10 protein-coding genes and 1 pseudogene are annotated in these 20,192 nt (G+C 36.9%); 1 reads left to right on the top strand and 10 read right to left on the bottom strand.

Features of this window, described 5'->3' with window-relative positions; all coding sequences use genetic code 11:
* Positions 1 to 18: 18 nt before the first annotated feature.
* Positions 19 to 1,077, top strand: coding sequence for a LacI family DNA-binding transcriptional regulator (locus QUH73_RS19635; protein ID WP_289532148.1), 1,059 nt, complete (start codon positions 19 to 21; stop codon positions 1,075 to 1,077).
* A gap of 103 nt (positions 1,078 to 1,180) precedes the next feature.
* Here QUH73_RS19635 and galE read toward each other — a convergent pair whose 3' ends face one another.
* From galE to QUH73_RS19585, 10 genes and pseudogenes are all read right to left on the bottom strand, one after another.
* A complete protein-coding gene (galE, locus tag QUH73_RS19630) occupies positions 1,181 to 2,197 on the bottom strand; it encodes a UDP-glucose 4-epimerase GalE (RefSeq protein WP_289532147.1) in 1,017 nt (338 codons plus the stop codon).
* A 122-nt stretch (positions 2,198 to 2,319) separates the two neighbouring features.
* The gene (locus QUH73_RS19625; RefSeq protein WP_289532146.1) at positions 2,320 to 3,804 is read right to left on the bottom strand and encodes a Gfo/Idh/MocA family protein; all 1,485 of its coding nucleotides are present in this window, start codon (positions 3,802 to 3,804) and stop codon (positions 2,320 to 2,322) included.
* Positions 3,805 to 3,839: 35 nt separating this feature from the next.
* Complete coding sequence (locus tag QUH73_RS19620) at positions 3,840 to 5,183, bottom strand: DUF3472 domain-containing protein (protein WP_289532145.1); 1,344 nt, start codon at positions 5,181 to 5,183, stop codon at positions 3,840 to 3,842.
* Positions 5,184 to 5,559: 376 nt separating this feature from the next.
* Complete coding sequence (locus QUH73_RS20980) at positions 5,560 to 5,703, bottom strand: DUF5110 domain-containing protein (protein WP_442913429.1); 144 nt, start codon at positions 5,701 to 5,703, stop codon at positions 5,560 to 5,562.
* 45 nt (positions 5,704 to 5,748) lie between these two features.
* Positions 5,749 to 6,995: pseudogene (locus QUH73_RS20975) on the bottom strand (TIM-barrel domain-containing protein); the annotation flags it as partial.
* A gap of 669 nt (positions 6,996 to 7,664) precedes the next feature.
* Positions 7,665 to 11,711: a glycoside hydrolase family 2 TIM barrel-domain containing protein gene (locus QUH73_RS19605; protein ID WP_289532142.1), complete on the bottom strand. Its 4,047-nt coding sequence runs from the start codon at positions 11,709 to 11,711 to the stop codon at positions 7,665 to 7,667.
* A gap of 594 nt (positions 11,712 to 12,305) precedes the next feature.
* Positions 12,306 to 13,403 carry a hypothetical protein gene (locus tag QUH73_RS19600; protein ID WP_289532141.1) on the bottom strand — a complete coding sequence of 366 codons (1,098 nt, stop codon included), beginning with the start codon at positions 13,401 to 13,403 and terminating at the stop codon, positions 12,306 to 12,308.
* A 565-nt stretch (positions 13,404 to 13,968) separates the two neighbouring features.
* Positions 13,969 to 14,352, bottom strand: coding sequence for an HU family DNA-binding protein (locus tag QUH73_RS19595; RefSeq protein ID WP_289532140.1), 384 nt, complete (start codon positions 14,350 to 14,352; stop codon positions 13,969 to 13,971).
* 942 nt (positions 14,353 to 15,294) lie between these two features.
* On the bottom strand, positions 15,295 to 17,094 hold the full coding sequence (locus QUH73_RS19590) for a RagB/SusD family nutrient uptake outer membrane protein (protein WP_289532139.1): 1,800 nt from the start codon (positions 17,092 to 17,094) through the stop codon (positions 15,295 to 15,297).
* A gap of 132 nt (positions 17,095 to 17,226) precedes the next feature.
* Positions 17,227 to 20,175 carry a SusC/RagA family TonB-linked outer membrane protein gene (locus QUH73_RS19585; RefSeq protein WP_289532138.1) on the bottom strand — a complete coding sequence of 983 codons (2,949 nt, stop codon included), beginning with the start codon at positions 20,173 to 20,175 and terminating at the stop codon, positions 17,227 to 17,229.
* Positions 20,176 to 20,192: the final 17 nt, after the last annotated feature.

Here is a 20,192-nt window from a genome sequence, read left to right as displayed (position 1 = left end):
ATTTTTTATTTACTAGAAATGACCAAAGCAAAGATTCGAATAAAAGACATAGCTGAACAAGCAGGTGTTTCTGTTGGTACGGTAGATCGTGTACTCCACAATCGCGGAGAAGTTGCGGAAGAAACCAAGAATAAAATTCTGGAAATTGCAAAAGTAAACAACTATCAACCTAACCTTATAGCCAGAGCACTTACTTCTAAAAAGCAATGTATTTTTGCATCTTTGTTACCAAGCCCAACCGAGGAAGATATATTTTGGAAAAGACCCTTAAATGGCATTACTGAAGCAGCCTTGGAATTAGAACAATTTCAAGTAAAAGTTAAAAATTTCTTTTTCGAGCATTACAATGAACAAGATTTCATAAAACAATCCGAAGCAGTTTTAGAGCTTAATCCTTCGGGGATTGTATTTTCTCCTATCTTCTCAAAAGAGAGTCTTGACTTCACCGAAAAACTTGATCAAAAGGGAATTCCATATGTTTTTATCGAATCAAAATTATCGAAAAGCAACTATTTAGCTTATGTTGGTAGTGACGGTTTTCATGGAGGAAGAGTTGCCGCTAATTTAATAGACTTTGGCATTCCTGAAAATGGAGATATTTTAATTATTAATCTGGCTAAAAATCTGGAGAATGTTCATCACTTAAATCAAAGAACACAAGGATTTTTAAGCTATTTTATGGATAAAGGAAAAAATCAAGGTCTGAAAATAAGTATTGAAATTCCTAAATCTGATACTGAAATTATTAAAGAAAAATTAGATTCTGTAATCAAGAAAAACAAGAATATAAAAGCCATTTTCATAACAGGATCCAAGGTTTATAAAATAGCAAGATATCTGATTAGTAACGAACTAAGTGATATTATTCTTGTAGGTTTTGATCCTATCGAACAAAATATCAAATATCTAAATCACGGAACTATCGATTTTTTAATTGGTCAGCATCCTCACCAACAAGGATTTAAAGCCGTAAAAAAATTATTCGAATATGTTCTTTTGAATCACGATATTCCAAAAGATGAGTATCTTCCTGTTGATATTATTAATCAGGAATGTATTAAATTATATGAGGCTTAGTTTTCAACACTCCTTTTCCAAATTGTAATTCACGATAAAAAGAATAACGCCTATCAATTAAATGACAGGCGTTAAAATAATTCTTTGCGACTTGGTATAAATTTCAAATATTCAATTGCCATTTCCAGGCGGAAAGAAGCGTTTCATCAAGAGTGCTCTCTGCTTTCCATCCTAACTCCTCATTTGCAAAGGACGTATCAGCATATATTTTTTCGATATCACCTGCACGACGAGCTACAATTTTATGAGGAACTTTCTCTCCCGTTGCTCTTTCAAATGATTTAATAATCTCAAGAACAGAAACGCCGTTTCCTGTACCAACATTAAAATACTCGTAGTTTTCCTTATTTCTGTTATTCAATAATCTTTCAATGGCAACAACATGAGCCTTGGCCAAATCCACCACATGAATATAATCACGAATTGCTGAACCGTCGGCAGTGTCATAATCATCTCCAAATACACTCAACTCCGATCGAATCCCAACCACAGTTTGTGTAAGGAAAGGAATCAAATTATTTGGCACGCCTAAAGGCAACTCTCCAATTTTTGCCGTAGCATGTGCACCAATCGGGTTAAAATATCTAAGTGCAATCCCCTTAAGCGATGGACATGCTTTAATTGTATCACGAATTATATCCTCACAAATAGTTTTGGTATTTCCGTATGGAGATTCTGCTTCTTTTCTTGGAGTTTGCTCAGTTACCGGCAAACGATCAGGTTGTCCATATACTGTACACGAAGATGAGAATACAAGATTGGATATATTAAATTCCATCATCGACTCCATGATATTCATCAAAGAATTCAGATTATTGTTGTAGTACATCAATGGTTTTTCAACCGATTCACCAACAGCCTTCGATGCTGCAAAATGAATAATTGCTTCTATATCCGAATATTTCAAAAAGAAATCCTTTACTTTTTGCCTGTCCGTTAAATCAAACTGCTCAAATTTTGGACGAATGCCGGATATCTCTTTAATTTTATCCAACACTTCTACTTTCGAATTTGAAAGATTATCTACAATCACCACATCGTAACCACTGTTTTGCAACTCAACAACAGTATGTGAACCTATAAAGCCAGTTCCTCCGGTTACCAGAATTTGTTTGTTCATTTAATATAATTTAGTATCAAAAACAAATTTACATTAGTTGCTTTGCAAAAACAACAATAGTGAAGTCCAATAATCAATAAAGACATAACTTCACTATTGCTTAAATTAACTATGTAATTTTCTTAATGAACGTTTAATTGTCCTTTAGAATTTGCTTTTATTAAATTCCTCACCTGCGTTGTTCCTGCACCAGTTAAAGTTAAGTCAATTGGAGCATTGGTTTCCCATGCACCACGAGTAAAATCAGGAACTTCAATTGAATTGGATTTGTTAGCAATAGACCATTCACTTAATGGTGTGATACAAGACCATGATGCAGCATCATAAACATCCATATCCACAGGAAGTCCGTTTCGCAAACAATCAATCAATCGCCAATCCATCACAAAATCCATACCTCCATGACCACCAACCTGTTTGGCCATCTCTCCAACTTTTCGGATCAACTCAGGGGTGTATTTTTCTTCCAGCTCTTTCATCTTAGCTTCATCAGCAACTTCATGTCCAAAGGCAATGTGCTGCAAGGGCCATTTCTGTGCAAAACACTTCGTTCCACTCAACAGGTGAATACGTGAATAAGGGCGAGGCGAGCTAATGTCATGCTGAATCATGATTGTACGACCTTTGTTAGTACGAATCAACTGTAAATCCATATTTCCACGCATATCCCATCCTACAAACTGCTCGAAAAACGGATCTTCTTTGGCTTTTTCTTCAATGCGACGTTTCAAGGTAAAATCATCCGACATCATAGCAGTCAGATATTCCATCTTATCACCACGGTTGATATTCATTGACTGACAAATTGGACCCAAACCATGGGTTGGATACACATTCGCTTTTCTCTTGTTCTCGTGCATCCTCCACATTTTGGTGTAAGCACCATCAGTCATTTGATTGTCTTTAGGCTTATTAAATTGCCAATAATCCAGATTATGAATGTAGGCACCTTCACCATGAATCAAATCACCAAATACCCCCTGACGCACCATATTCAGAGTCAACATCTCAAAGAAATCGTAACAACAATTTTCCAGAATAACACAATGCTTACGGGTTCGCTCCGAAGTTTCAACCATTTGCCAGCACTCATCCAGAGTTTTTGCCGTTGAAACTTCGACTGCAGCATGCTTATCTCCCTCCATAGCTGCAATCGCAACAGGTACGTGCCACTCCCATGGTGTTGCAATATAAACCAAGTCGACCAATCCACTTTCACACAATTCCTTAAAGCCCAAATCCCCACCTACAAATTCTTTTGCTTTAGGAAGACCCGCATCGGCAAGTATTTTCTGTCCACCGTCAACGGCAGCCTGTCTGATATCACACAAAGCGGCAATTTCTACACCTTCAATAAAAGTCATACGTTTTACTGCTCCTGAACCGCGATCCCCAATACCTACGAATCCTACCCGCACGGTATCCAATTTTGGTGCAGCATAACCACACATATTAAAATTCATCTTTGGATTCTTTCCAACCAATTCTTTGACGTGTGGAAATTTACTTTCCTCTTTTACACCACTGCATGCTGCAAGAGGCGCTGCTGCTAAAACACCAGCTCCCAAAGCCAAATTTCCCAGAAATGACCTTCTGTTTTGTGCCATAATATCTATTTTTTTTGATTTATCTTTTATTCAATTTATTGAGTATCATTTATTCTATAAGGTAAACTATCAAAATCAATTATTGGTTCAGCACCTGCACTCTCACGAGTGAAGTAGGTATCAAAAGGTACCCGATCACTAAAAAAACCACAATTCTTCAGAAAGAATTTTCCATTATCTGCACCACCAGCATAATCCAATCGGGAATCTTTATGAGCAGTTGCATCGGCAGTAAATTTTGCTTTGGTCATTTCAAACCACTTGCCTTCTGTATTTCTCACCCACTGATTTAAATAAGTTCCCTTACGAGTGAATTGGCCCATTTCGGTCAAGAAATTTTCAAGAAAAGAGTGTGGCCGAGTTAAATATGTTGAGGTTTTGGGACGCCGAAAACCAGCAATCAATTCCCACTGTCCAATTTCAGGGGCAAAAAAGTATGCCGAATAATCTGTGCAATTATCATTAGTTGGTTTCGCTCCTAACAAAAAGCGGTATTTGTTTCCAGCCTTCCAATCGTATACACGGAAACTTTGTCCGCCAGATCCTTCATTCCCAAATTCACCGATTGTTACATCAGCACCTTTTTTCAATAACTTTATCTTTTCATCTTCAGGAATATTGTTCGGATCATCGGTTACATACGAACTCCAAACCGAGAATAAGATTCTTCGTTCTGTTTCTGAATTAACCTGAATGCCAAAATAACCTTCACCAAAACCATTTGCCATGTAATAAGAACCAATAAGGTCATTTCCCTCAGGCACCTCAATTTCATTATAAAACCATTCAATATCACCAGCTTCGGCAGGTATTTCGTAGCCCAAATGAACTGAAGGTCCCCGTCGTCCCCAATAAAAATCGTCTTTTACAAAATCTGTTCCTGCTGATGTTGCTTCTCCACCTATAATCAAATGGGATACGTCACCGAAATAAGAATCCGTTTTTGAGACTCCCTGAATATCGATTTGAACATATCCTTTTTGTGAGACATTGAAACACCCAACAGGAATAAGTCCCATTTCCTGTTTGTGAATTGCAATCTCTTTTGATTCATCACCAATTGTTACTTTCACTTTTGAAGATCCTTTAAGCAATTTGGCTTTTAGCCCCAAACACAACTCTCCTGTTGCATTTACTCTCACAAAAGTTCTTATTAGAGATGTTTCCTTTGTCCAGTTTTTCAGACCCTGATCAGAAATCATGCGCTCATTTAAAGAAACATCATCAACAAGCCAGGCATTCCCACCAAGCGGTACTTCTATCACTAAATCTTCAACTAAGAAGTCTGCGGCTCTCTTCGAGCTTGTATTTGAAGAACATGCTGATAGAATACAAACCATCAGAAAAGAACCTAGTATTAAATATCTACTTATTATCATTTGTCTTATTTTTACAATCTCAAAAATGACAAATAAGTATTACAAAAAAGAGGACATATTAAGCGAATAGGTAGACTTTTTCACAAATGGCTAATATATAGCAACTAATGCTCTAACATCTAGGTGTTTTTTAATTAACTCCTGATAAAATAATTACCACAGTAGTAAGTGATCTAATATCCTTATCGGATATAGGAATTTCATTTATCCTATTTTCTGAATTGTATGTAAACTTTGCCTTTTGCCCATTAACAAGAACTTTACTTGCTTTTTGTGTTGCTGCTAACTGTATCTCATACGATCTTTTGCTTAGCTGACCTTCATACATTCCCTGAGTAGGATTGATTGTGATAGTATGAACGTTTTTCTTTCGGGCCTAGTTCAATTTAGTAAGTGCTTTCTTATTTTTCTTATAATCAAGACTTACTCCATCGTCTTCATACAATTCGAATGTTGACGACTGTCCATCGACACCAGGAAAACACCTAATTACTAATTTATCTAGAGACTTACTTGTCATCCTATCGGTATACTTTTGCATAGGTATCGGCATACCACCTTTAGCAAATAACGGAAATTCATAAATATCTGCACTAGCAGTAATTGTTTGATTCCCTTCATATTTTTTATTGTCGAAGAAGTTATACCAAAGGCCATCAGGAAGCCACACCTCTTTTTTTGCAATTTTATTGGCTCCTGTGCCCGCTACAGTTATCGGTGCAGATAAAAATGCATCACCCCAAAAATACTGTCCTTCTTGTTTATACGCTTTCTTATTCTCTGGAAACTCAAAATACATTCCTCTTAACACAGGCAATGTTTCCTTATTTGCCTGCCAAACAGTTGAATATATATATGGCATTAGTTCTGAACGCATGTGGTAAATAATACGCATACTTTTTTCTGCAGTTTCGCCCCATAACCATGGTCTTCTGTCCAAGTTAGCATCGTATACTGAATGAATCCGCAAAGATGTATTTGTTAAACCAAACTGAGTCCAACGTGTATAAAGCTCCCAAGCCTTTTCTTTTGAATCGCCAAAGAAACCACCTATATCATGAGCCCAAAAGAAACATGCCGAATTTCCACTTGTTACTGTAAACGGAATCTGGTATTCCAAGGACTCCCAAATCCAGACCATCGACTATAATTCATCCCTCGTTTATTGTCTTTCTGCGAATGTTTAAAATACAAATGATTCAACCACTCTAAATGAGTTAATCCATGAATACCACGTACGTAAGGATACAAATAGTTCTGTTGCCAATCCAACCACCAAAAGTCAACCCCTATCTTTTCATGAGGTTCCAAGGCATATTTAAAAAAGGAATTCATATAAACAGAATCGCCAGCATCGAATAGTGGTGTGCGGTCAATCACCGATTTCCCCAAACTATTCATAAACTCTTTATAAGTCGTTTCATGGGTTCGAATGCCATCATGTGGATGATCATTTAAAGCAAACTGAATGTTATCATCATTAAACTCTTTTATCAATTTGTCAGGGTTTGGAAAAAGATCTTTATTCCATGAATAACCTGTCCAACCTCTATTACCAGCATGTCCAGTTCCTTCTACAGCATCCTTTTGGGTATGCCATCCCATATCAAAAACCATAATATCCAAAGGAAAATCATGCTCTTTATATTCTTTCACAATTTGGCGATATTCATCTTCCGAATAATCCCACCATCTGCAATACCACGCGCCTAAAGCAGATTTACGAGGCAATGGAACTTCTCCACTAATAGCCGTTAAAGATTTTAAAGCTGCTTTATAATCTTTATCGTAAGCAAAGAAATAACGATCCATAACACTACTCTTTGGCCGATTCTCGATCCATCCATTTTTTAGAATGGGTTTGTAATCATCATTAATCACAAACCATCCATCGTGACTCAAAATTCCATTATCAAGCTCAATACGCCCATTTTCTCCATCTAATGTTTGAACTGTTCCTCCTAAATTGCTCTCCTTGCTATTTTCCTGATAAATCATGAATCTTTTTTCTTCTTTCCCTTTTTTGTAGAAGATTCTAAAATTGCATTGTCCAAAAGGAAATCCATCATTAAGATACTCTATCCTCATTCGAGAAGTAGATATCTGAGTCCAGCCTTTGCTTGATGTCGACAACTTGAAATCATCGCATGTAGCAACACGATTAATCGCAAAAAGTGTTGGTTCATTAATAAACTCAGCATCCTCAGCATATTCCATACGAACAAGTTCTGGCGTGATGACTGTAAAGCGTGCATTGCCTAATACAATTGGATTATTCTGACCGAAACTAGCATTAAAGCATGCAGTGAATAATAGAAGTAGAAGTGTATATTTTTTCATATTGAATACTGAATTTATAAAAAAGAACCTTCAGGAAGGAGAAAAGATTCATACTTGTTAACAAAAGGTGCTTCCTCGGAGGAAGCACCTTTGCAAATATTTCAACTTTTAACTTCGAACATCCGATGTTAAAATGCTGTATTAGTCGGCAAGAACACTGAATTCTGCACCACCAGCAAAATCCTGTCCATTCTGTGAACTTTTGCCAGTAAAGCGAATGAAACGCGCTTTTACAGGTTTATCGAACAATACGCGCTTCTCTTTTTTATCATTAGAGAAACTACCTTCGTATATTGGTTTATCCCAGTTCTTGCCATCAAGACTTACGTGAATAGAATAGTTCTTGATGTCACCGTTGGTTCCACTGTCCTGACGAGGCAAGTATGAGAATCCTTTGATGCTTTTGGCTTCGCTACAGTCAAAATCAACCCAGTGTGGATACTGCGCCACAGTTACTGAGTACATCGTGTGCCAGATTGTAGAAGGGTTACCATCAACAAGATTTTTAGCAGTGTTATCGCTGCCCGGCTCTTCACTACTTGTGAATACTACAATTGTATCAACTTTTTCGATTTTGCTGAACTCCATTGTAACTTCTGAGTCTTCGTTGCCTCTGTACCAAGCTCTAATGATTCCCCCAGCACGTAAAGGTACGGTCTCGCTATAATCCTGTGTAGCTCCACCGTTTACTGAGTAACATAGTTTAGCATTAGCTTTGCTTGAAGAAATTTTTACTGCGCCGTTATAAGAACGTGTGATAGCAATTGGCACTTCGCCTGAAGGAGATACATTGGCAATTTTGTCCAATTCATGACTGGCAGGACGAATGATGAAACCAAAGTCGTTCTGACCAGCATAAGCACGATCGTGACTTAGAGGTCCACCCTGTCCACAACTTGCACCACCAAGACCAGAAACCTTCACGTCAAGATGAAGTGTTGTAGCTCTAGCTTCTGGTAGTTCATAAATATGAGCAGCAGTTCCCATATCCTGTGCAGTATAAGGAAGTGCGCTTACTGCCATGTTACCAGTAGCAATAAATACAGCCCCTTTTGTATCAGCTTTTGTATCAGCTTTACTATCATCAGTCAAGGCACACCAACGAGTTTCTTCGTGATTTGCCATGTCCTGAGGTTTTGGGAAGTTTACAAATTCTTCATTTACAGTAGTCGTGTATTTCTGTATAAACTGACCTGTCATACGGTCGTTATAGTTACCAATAGGGCCACGTCCGTAGTAGGTGAAGTTTTTGTATGCTTTTGGAATTGTCATAGAGTAACCTAGACGTGGAAGTACAAAGTTTGCTTCATTTGAAGTAATACTTGACTCTAACTCGATTGAACCATCCTGATAAACTGTCCAGATTTGATTCGTTACAAAACGGAAATCATCTTCGCCGAATTTACGATTCGTAAGTTCTTCAACAGATAGTACATTTCCACTTGTTCCGCCGTGCTGGATGGCAGCATTTGGAGCCTGAGAAATAACAGTGAATGCTAATGTTACAGCTCCATCTGCATTGGTATGTATTTTAGAACCAGTAGCTTTGTGTTTCAAATTATGAAGGCCTTTTTCGTACCAGCTGCTATATCCCCATGTATCATTATTTACGAAAGCACGAAAAGCATCAAGTTTTGGACCATTACCGTCGGCTATAATTGTTTTATCATCGTAAGTAAGACCGTAAAGTGAACCATCAGTAAGGTTGAATTTTGCAGAAAAACCTTTACCACTAACAATTTTGATATGATTACCAGCATCTAAGATTTCAACCTTATCGCCGCCATTTGCTTTTGCCACATCGGCAATTGCAGGTATTTCGCTTTTTGTTTTGATTAAGAACTGTTCTTCAGCCTGAACATAGCCATAATCAGCCCAAGGCTGGTCTTTTTCCTGTGTGAATTGAAGTTTTACGAAGTACTCAGAACCAAGTTTTAAATCGGCAAACTTGTAAGGAATTGCAACAGTTGTTTTAGTTCTTGCATCGATTGGAGCAAGAGCAAGTTTACCCTCTTCAAGTTCAGAACCATTTTCCCAGATCGACCATTTCAGATCATAATCGGCAAGAGATTTGAAGTAGTACTTATTAAAGATTTCAAAAGAACCTTTTTTGATATCAAGAGTTTTGACACCGATGTTCTGGTAAACTTTTTTTACTTCATAGTACTGAGGTTTAAGATCGCGTTCAGCAAAAATGATACCGTTCATTACGAACTGACCACTATTGGGTTTGTCTCCAAAGTCACCACCATAAGCAAGGTAACGTGTACCATCTGCTCTGTAATTGTAAACCGCCTGGTCAACCCAGTCCCAAATTGCGCCACCACAAAAGAAGTTGGTAGACTCAATCGCATCCCAATAATCAATCAGGTTACCACAAGCATTACCCATTGAGTGAGCATATTCTGAGATATGAAATGGATATTTAATATCCATTTTACCAGTTACCGCATCTTTCATCCAACCGATAGATGGATACTGATTTGAACCCATGTCAACAATACTATTGTTACGTTCGTACTGAACTGGACGTGATAGGTCAATTTTTTTCAGTGCATTGTAAGCGTGAACAAAGTTTTTACCTGGACCAGCTTCGTTGCCAAGAGACCAGATAACAATAGATGCGTGGTTTTTGTTCTGATGAGTCATTTCTACAACACGACCAAGGTGAGCGTTTTTCCACTCTGGTGGGTGAGAAAGTGACGCCTTACCGTAGTAGTACTCATGTGATTCGATATTGGCCTCGTCTTCCAGATAAATACCATATTTATCACAAAGGTAGTACCAGTATGGTGCAGGTGGGTAGTGAGAGTTACGAACATGGTTGATGTTTCCACGTTTCATTAGCATCACTTCTTGTTTCATATTCTCACGTGTTAAAGTATGACCAGTGGCTGGATGTGTTTCGTGACGGTTTACACCTTTAAGTTTTACTGTTTTACCATTTACATAATAATAACGACCAGCCAAGCCAAATTCATCGTCTTTAGCCAGAGTATTTTTAATGACCACTTCGCGGAAACCAGTGTAAATAGAGATCGTTTCAACAACTTTACCCGTCTTGTCTTTTAGTTCAGCAACTAGTGTATAACGATAAGGAAGTTCTGCAGACCACTGATTTGGAGTCGTCACATTCATAACAGTTTCAGCCACTTTCTCAGCACCAGCATTCACAACAGGAACAGATGCAATCGCCACAGCACCAGCAACTATTTCGTTGTCATCAGAATAAAGTTTATTGGCAAAAAGGGAGTAGTCTACTTTGTAACCTTTAGCAGCTTTTGTGCTGAAGTTACGGATATCGGCAGTGATTTTCAGTGAGCCGTTCTTGTAGTTATCATCAAGTTCAGGAAGTGCAAAAAGGTCACGAATCTGTACTTTTGGAGTAGAGTAAAGTTGTACCGTGCGGAAAATACCTGGAAGGCGGAACATATCCTGTGCTTCAAGGAAAGAACCGTCTGAATTACGATAAACTTCAGCAGCAATTACGTTGTTGCCTTTTTTAACATATTTGCTGATATCAAAAGTAGCCGCATTACGCGAGTTTTTTGAGAAACCAATATATGTACCATTGATCCATAGGTAGAAGAAAGAGTCTACACCGTCAAACTGAACAAAGATTTCGCGTCCATCCCAGTTTTTTGGAATTTCGAAATCGCGACGGTACGATCCTACTTCATTACGCGCTTCGTAAGTTACCCAGTCTTTTGCAGGTTCACGCATCACGCCGCCTTTCCAGTCATCAACTTTTACACTGTGCTGAAAGATAACTGGCTGGTTACAATAGATTGGCGTACCATATTTCTGACCGCCATCTTTACCAAGTCCATAAACATTCCAGTTAGAAGGAACAGGAATTTCATCCCAGTTACTAACATCAAAACCTGGTTTAAAAAAATCTAAAGGACGTAGATCCGGGCGTTTTACCCAATTAAACTTCCAGTCACCATCAAGAGACTTCCAGTACTCTGCATTTTCTGGCAATACTTTACGAGCACTTTCAACATCTTTAAAAGAGTAAAAAGTAGCACGAGGCTGTTCTTTATTATGAGCAATGTGAGATGGAGATTCCCACTCTTCACCTGTCGGAGCCTTTTCATCCCCATAGGTGAAGCCCTCAAGCTGTGCCGAGGCTTCGTAACAATGCCCAACAAAAGCTACTATTAATCCAATTAAAACCTTTTTCATTTCTCCCTAATTTTATATAATTATTTTTGAGTTATTTCCTAAATCACTTCTACAAAAACATTTCTTTCATTGCCATTCCTTACCTCCAAATTTACGGGAATGGAACTAAATCTTACTTCTTCAACAAGGTATTCTCAATTTTGAACCGCCGCCACAACATTTAATCATTGTTAAGCTGTGAATACCTAATTAAGATCATCCGTTTGGAGTGGAATCCAAACAGAAAAAAATAGTCGCCCTTAGTGAAAGAGTTCAATTCAAAGTGTCTTATCAAATAGAATTTTTAAAATTGGCGAAAAACATTTATTAAAATGTGGATATTTTAATACAATAGGTAGACATTTTTTCACAAACCCAGTATTTTGGACATTACTAAAAACAAACATTTCATTATTAGCAGTATTTCTTTAAACGGAGTTGCTAGAGATTGTAATGATTATAGAAATGAATAGAAGTGCAATACTTATAGCTAACTATAATTATTTACGACAGTTTTACTATGTCTCTTAAGCTATTAAAAGGTTTTAGATACTCGTAAACGCCCATGAAATGTAACTTTTGTGCCTGTTGCTTTTTAATCTATTTATGAACATACTATTTAAGACTAGGAATACATTTATCACGATAAAGTCTTACTTTATTTAGCGTGTTGATACGACCCTCTGTCAATTCTTTATCTATGATCCTGTATCTTCTCTCTAATTCTTTTCGAAATTCTGGATCAATAATATTATCCATCCCATTTGAGTTTATATGCTCACTTAAAGGATTATAAAAAATAAAATGGTCAAAAGTATCAGACCATTTAAGCTTTGTTGAGAGGTATGGAAAATCGTCAAAACGGTCGCTTCCAAACGGCGAGTTTTTCAGACTAAAAGCAACAGCTTTGTTATTATTTTCTTGAAATGCTAGATCCCATTTTTTCTTTGCATGAAATTTACCTTTCCAAGAATAACGACGGTTGGCATAACTGTTCAGAAAAACATTCGTTAATTCATTCGGAAACTCTTCTTTTAAATATCGACCAACATTATCTGTCTTCATTTCCTTTTTCCAGTAAATATTGGTGTAAGCATGACGATAATTCATAATAATCAGTGCTTTATTGTTGGCCTTTGATTTATACCAATCGCTAATGTTTTTGGCCATATTTCGATCTCTGTGATTTAATGTTTTTCGGAATTCCTGATACTCGGCTTTATTTTTAATGTTATCCCAAGAGAACTTAACGTCAGCACCTATTATCCTTATCTTCTTATCCTTGTCACGATCTCTGTTTAAGCGAGCAATTTTTCCAATAAATGTATACAGGTTCGTTTTTTCCCATAAAAGATCGTAACCTAAATTTTGATAAATATGTTTTGTTTTTGATTCAATCTGAGCATCAGAAAGATCTTCGGCAAAGAGCAAATTATCTAATTCGTTCTGTATACTTACCGATGGCAATTCAAAAATTATATTTCTTACATGATCAGAAAACCAATCTTGAGATACAATGTCATATAACAAGTCATATTGAGTTATTTCCCTATGATCTCTTTCACAAATCATCACTAAATCTTTTTCTTGGAACAGACCTTCTAAATATTCTGTTGGTGGTTCATTATTCTTCTGTAAGAATGTGTCATAGGGGTTTTGAGCCATTACGACAAGAGATAAAAAGGCAAATGCGGCTGTTAATAATGTCTTCATATTGAACTTTAATTGTCTTATATTTTCGGTTTATTATTGATAGTTCTGAATTATTCTGGTCTCGTAAGTCTATTTTACAAGATTCTAACTCAGTAAATTTTTATTATGCATATGGTTATTTAAAATTGCGATTAACGCTTGTGAATATGTATATACACTTACATTTCTTTTATCGATCTTAAAACATACACTTATCCATCTCATGGAGTGGTGTAAGTATATACAGCTACCTGTACAGGCCAGTAAATGTACATATGTCATCTGTAAAAACCTTACTAAAGTAGTAAAGCCAAACGATGATTCAAGCTGTCAAAGCTGCCAACTTGCAGCCTTCCGAATAATTGCATGATGAAGCTTTGTTTTTTTCAATTGAATCAATCCCATAAAGAGAGGGCATCCTTTTTGGAACGCCCTCTAAACTTTTTGTTGCAGACAATAGGTTTTTTTATAAAAACCTGCTGTGGTTTTGCTTAAAACCTGCTGTGGTATTACTCAAAACCACACGTGCTTTTGGATGAAACCACCTGTGGTTTGCATCGAAACCACAGGTGGTTTTCTGAAAAGATCAAATTTTGTTAAATCCAGCGTCTTTTATTGCTTTTATAATGCGACTGCCGGCACGGTAATTAACACCTACTTTTTTAATGGAAGCCGCACTTACTTTCGCAGCCTCCAGTTCGCCGGTACTGCTTATTGATGGGTAAAGACTGCCTATTTTTTCCAGTCTCACAATCCTTCCCTGAGAAAGCTTGTCTTGTATTACATTTTCCAGAGCAATAATAACACCGCGGATATCTGCCTCAGAAAGAGCACTGAATCGTTCAATATCTTTTACCAATTCATCGATATTAGCTTCTTTGCCATTTACAATTTGAGCGTAAAACTTTTTTTCTCCGCCACCCACAACACCGGGTTGGCCTTTTTCCAGCACTTTATAATCTAATGACATGTTTTTTTGTTTTTGATAATCGTAATCGTCTTTACGGCTTCCCTGTCTGCAACAAGCCCTCCTGATTTTTTTTTATTTGAGAGATTCTTAGAAAGCCAATATTTATTATTACGTATTAAGTTCTATCTTGCAGGTTCCATCGGCCTCCTCTTCCAGTTGCCTCGCTAAAGTCGTCCGGTTGATGACCAGCCGATGGTTTACCTCATTTTCGTGAATACAATTGTTTTATTCACCATTTTTTCAAACGCTCGTGAAAATAAGAATAAAATTTTTATTTAGTAAAGTGAAAAATGTTAAATTATTAATCTGACCATAAAAAAGCAGGTTCAGGCCTACTGTTCAATCTCTTTATTGTTGCAAAAATAGTGGGATGCAGCAAGGCCGGCTTGAGATAAAAAAAAGAAGCGATAAAAGATTCTCTCTTTTACCGCTCCATTCAAATTCCCATATTAATTTATGTTCTGATACCAAATTAACATCAAAACTCATCTTATAAAATAGTTCTTTTAGATTTATAATCAAGTCATACCCTGACATAGCCGGCTTGTTTATAGTCAGAGCATGACCAGCCTGAGATTTTAAGCAGGCTTTTGATAGTAAATCGGTATAAATACACAAAGCTGTTCACGAAGAAACGCGAAGGGATACTGATTCGTATTGAGTATTTAGTGAGAATCACCTGCCCAGTACCGCAAACAGTTAAAGGGAAGCGATAACTTTTGATCATGTAAAAAGGTGCCTTACGATGTTTAAAACACCAGCAAGACACCCTTCTCATTTTGCGACCACTAACTAATAACTATCGTTCTGTATGCTATCAGTATTTTTATCCGTTGTTAACGGCAAGAATAGGCATATACATCAATCCGCCTTCTTTTAAGTCTTTTTTTATTCGGTATAAATTTCAGGAGAGATTCGAAAACCTCTCCTGAAATAATCTGTTTACAAATTTTGCTGTAAATCTGGTTGAGCTAAAATTTCATTCTCTGGAATATATTCTATAATCACATTAGAATTATAGTCTACTTCAAAGAAAGGATCGTTACCACGAAGGTGAGTTCCCGGATAAGTTCTATCCAAATTTTTGTTATTTCTGAAAACATCGAATTTACGATGCCCTTCATAAGCTAATTCCAAACGACGCTCTTTAAGAACCAAGTCTAAAATACCAACTCCTGCCGTAAGATCAGCCGCAGTATATTCTGCTTCGGAACCAATTGCCCTGCTTCTTACCATATTCACATTAAGAAGAGCATTACCAACATCTCCTTTTTTAGCATAAGCCTCAGCCTTATTCAAGTAAATTTCGGCTAAACGTGAAATAACCGGCGACCATAAATGACCTTTATTCTCCTGTCCCGAACATTTGGTAATAAAGTATTTAGGATAGGTTTGACGAGTAGCCAATTTCTGATTAATGCGTAATTTAACCGAAGAAGTTAATAATTGAGTTGCTCCTGTTTCAAAGTTTATTTGATAAGGTTTTGCAGAATAATTTGTCACACCTGTTTTGGCATCAACCTCAGTAATAATTGGCACCTCTAATTTTACATTCCCATTTGCATGCGCTAATTTCTGATACAAAATAGTGCGATCTGCACTCACCGAATCCTGATGAAAAAGTAATCCATTCAACTTTTTCTGGCCTTCAGAATCTGCAGATTTGTACGAATTTAAGCCATACCATATTCCCCACAGGTCTTCACTATTTTTATCTAAAACCATTGAAGTTACAAAGGAAGCACGTGCATCATCAGCCCATTCCTCTACAATATCCCTATAGGTAACAGAAGCATACAACTCACCCCAGCCAGAACCATCCAATGACGCTTTTCCTTGAGCATCAACGGCAGCATACATTCCTGAAAATGCATACCAATCATCATCTACCCCTGAATTATCAGCACCATTAACAAATCGTAAAGCAAAAATTGTTTCCTGATTTTCGTCAGGAGTGAATGTTGGGTATTTCTTAAAATCATCTTTCGATAATAAGGAATAACGCCCTGAATTGATCACTAAATCGGAATACACAATTGCATTATCGTTATCACCCATGTATAAATAAACACGTGATAAAAGAGCTTGTGCAGCTTCTTTAGTAGCATAACTGGCAGTTTTTTCCGATTGCATCAAAGATTCAGCTTTCTTTAAATCAGAAATAACCTGATCGTAACACTCCTTTACTGTTGATCTTATTGGTTGATCATCAACATCGGTTGATAATTTTATAGGTACCCCTAAATTCGTTTCCGGACTTTGACCGTATGGGCGACCAAACAATGAAGTCAGGTAGAAATATTGCATTCCTCTTAAGTAGTAATTCTGTCCAATAAGATTATCTAAATCTGCATTTAAACCCTCTTCTGCTCTATCAATTACGATATTACATCCCACAATAGCTTTATAAGCTGCTGTCCAAACGGCTTGTTTTCTATAACCTTTTACTTGGCGCTTATAATTATACAGGTAAAACAAAGGATCAGTAGTAGAACCACTTAAGGCTACATTATCTCCTGAATATTCTCCAAAACGGAAGTAATTATTCACCCATGAGTAACCATCAGCAATTCCCGATCCTTTAAGAATCGCATAATTTCCTAATGTTAATGCCTCCAGTGCATTTTCCGATGAATAAACAGCATCTTTTTCTATTGTTTCATAAGGCTCCATATCCAACTCACACGAGCTAAAACCTAGAGCCAAAATAGAAGCCAGGCAATATTTATATATATTTTTCATTTGATTCTAATTTCAAGTTTTTGTCCTATGAAAGCGGCATGAATAGTCTTTCTCCAACAGAAGGTAAATCTGCACATGCTTGTTTCATTTTATTAATTTAAAATACCAGTAAAATATAGTAGGCACATTCCTCTAAAAAGAGAAATTGAAACCAAACATAAATCTTCTTGGAATAGCATAATCACCATATTGAGATGTTTCTCCTTCTGAATTTTCATTTCCTACTTCCGGATCAATACCAGAGAAATCAGTAATTGTCAGAAGATTTTCAGCAGAAACATAAACGCTCAAATTATTCAATAGTGATTTTTCTTTAAATCCAGCAAAAGAATAATTTAAGGTCACGTTACGAAGTTTAAGGAAGCTTCCGTTTTCTAAGTAACGCGATGATGTTTTGTTTGAAAGACTGTTTCCTCCATTTAAAGCTTGCGGATGCGTTGCAATATCACCAGGCTTAGTCCAACGGCTCCAGCCCGATTTTAACGACATGGAATTAAAACTTGCATAAGCTCCATCGTTGTCGTACAATTCTCGACTTGAATTATAAATATCGATCCCTGATACAAAATCAAGATTCATATTTAACGAGAAGTTCTTATATGACATTACCGAAGATAAACCACCAAAGAAATCAGGAGAAGAAGAACCAACGATTTGATTGGTAGCATCATTATAATTACTGGTTAACGAAGTGGTTCCGTCCTCACCAATTACTTCCCATTGAGGTTTGCCATCCTCTGAATTTACACCCGCCCATTTGCGCATGTACCAGGTATCCATATCTTCGCCTTCGCGACGGATTTTATTCCCTGATGTAAATTCTTTGTTTTCGTACAATTCCTGAACTTCATTGGTATTAAAACCAACATTAGCATCAATATGCCATGCAAAATTATTATCCTTCGCCTTAAAAATATCAGCACCAATCAGAAACTCAACACCCTTATTTTTAACGGCTCCGATATTCTCCCAATAGCCGTTAAATCCAGATGTAGCAGGCAGAGATACATAATAAAGAAGGTCTTTTGTATCTTTGATATAATATTCCATATTGATATCAAAACGATCAAAAATTCTTAAGTCTACAGCAAAATTGGTACTGTAGGTTTTCTCCCAGGTTAAATCGTCGTTGCCCAATTGGTTGGCCGAAATCACAGGAACTCCATTGTACTGATTGGTAATTGAATACAGCTCCTTACTTGGATGGTAATTACTCTTGTTATTTACTGTATAATCTCCAGGCGTATTACCTAAAACACCATAACTGGCCCGCAGTTTTAAAACATTAATCTCTTTAATATCAAAGAAATCTTCGTTATGAATATTCCATCCTCCACTAATCGAATAAAAATTACCAAACCGAGTATCCTCACCAAATTTAGATGAACCATCCCTACGGAAAGAAAATTGAGCCATATAACGAGAAGAGTAGGAATAGTTGGCATTGAATAAATAGGATTTGAAAGCGTAATGATCTTTAGAACCTTCAATATTTTTCATTTCAGCACCAGCATCTAAAATACTTGTCCCTGAAACAATACCATTTTTTTGTGCTTTTGTTGTAGACCATTCATAGTTGTTGTACTCATATGCTGCCATTACAGTGAAAAAATGTTCATCAATCGATTTTGTGAATCGTAATAACTGATTCGAAAATTGATTCATACTTTTCCAATGATAATTTGAAATAGAACCGCCATCATTTTGTCCTGAACTTGACTGAGGATCCGTGTAAGACATGGAATTATAATGCTGATAATCGAAGCTGTTAGATGATACAAAGCTTAAACCAGGAGCAATCTTCACATCAAATCCTAACGAAGGAGATAATTTGAGTGTTGTAGATTCAGAATAATTCCACTGCAAATCGTAAATAGAATTACTTCTGTCACGACCAATCCAACCTACAGTCTCATCCTTCGGATTAATAATATTGCCATTGTCATCTTTTGGACGATCGTATGGCATATTCAGAAACATTTCGCTAACGCCTTGCTGCTTGTCTTGAATATCCTTGTAGGTAAAACTCATTTTCGGATGCAAAGTCAGGTAGTCACGAATTTTATAATCCACATTCATTCTTCCTGAATATCGGGTGTAATCGTATCCCTTAACAGCACCAGACTCATCGTATACATTTCCTGATATATAAGTCTTCATCTTATCATTTCCACCACTAAATGAAATACCATAATCCTGCACAACACCCAGTTTGGTTCCTTCATCAAACCAATCGGTATCAACATTCTGAGCATCTTCTGTAAACCAATCCAAATCGGCATATCCATTCCCAAAAGATTTAATGTAATCTGTCATTTCAGCAGCATTCATCATAGAGAAATTTCCCAATGACAAATCGCTTACTCCAGTTTTAACTGATATTGATATTTTAGATTGATCGGCCTGAGCAGATCTGGTAGTTACCAGCACAACCCCATTGGCCGCACGTGAACCATAAAGAGCCGTTGCAGAAGCATCCTTAAGAATTGTAGTCGATTCGATATCCTGAGCATTCAAATCTGGTGCTTCAGCTTGAATCACACCATCAACCACCCATAAAGGATCTACACTACCCGATAATGTAGACTTACCACGAATTCTGATTCTAGGTGCTGCTCCCGGTCTTCCTGAATTAGCACTTACATAAACACCGGCCGCTTTTCCTTGCAGCATGTTTGCAATATTCGGCGTTGTTACAGTCTTTAAATCATCTGCTTTAATATTCGTAACGGAACCTGTCATATTAGACTTTTTTTGCACTCCGTAACCAACAACAATAAGCTCATCAAGTAATTCTGTATCGTCTTCCAAAGTGCAATTTACAGTCCATGAAGCAACTGTAATCGTTTGCGTTTTAAATCCCATAAAAGAAATAACTAATGCATCTCCCATGGCACATTTCAATTCATAATTTCCATCAAAATTGGTAGAGGTTCCGTTTGTTGTTCCTTCCACGATAATATTAACGCCCGGAAGAGGAAGCCCGCTACTGTCCAAAATTTTTCCTTTTACGACATTGTCCTGAGCATATGAGGCAAAACCAAATACACACAAGCAAATTGTCAACAAAATGTTTTTCATAGAGGTTTATTTTAAAT

The sequence above is a fragment of the Labilibaculum sp. K2S genome (assembly GCF_030372765.1).
In the GTDB taxonomy this organism is placed as follows: domain Bacteria; phylum Bacteroidota; class Bacteroidia; order Bacteroidales; family Marinifilaceae; genus Labilibaculum.
Note: the sequence above shows the minus strand (reverse complement) of the source record. Positions and strands in the feature narration are given on the sequence as shown.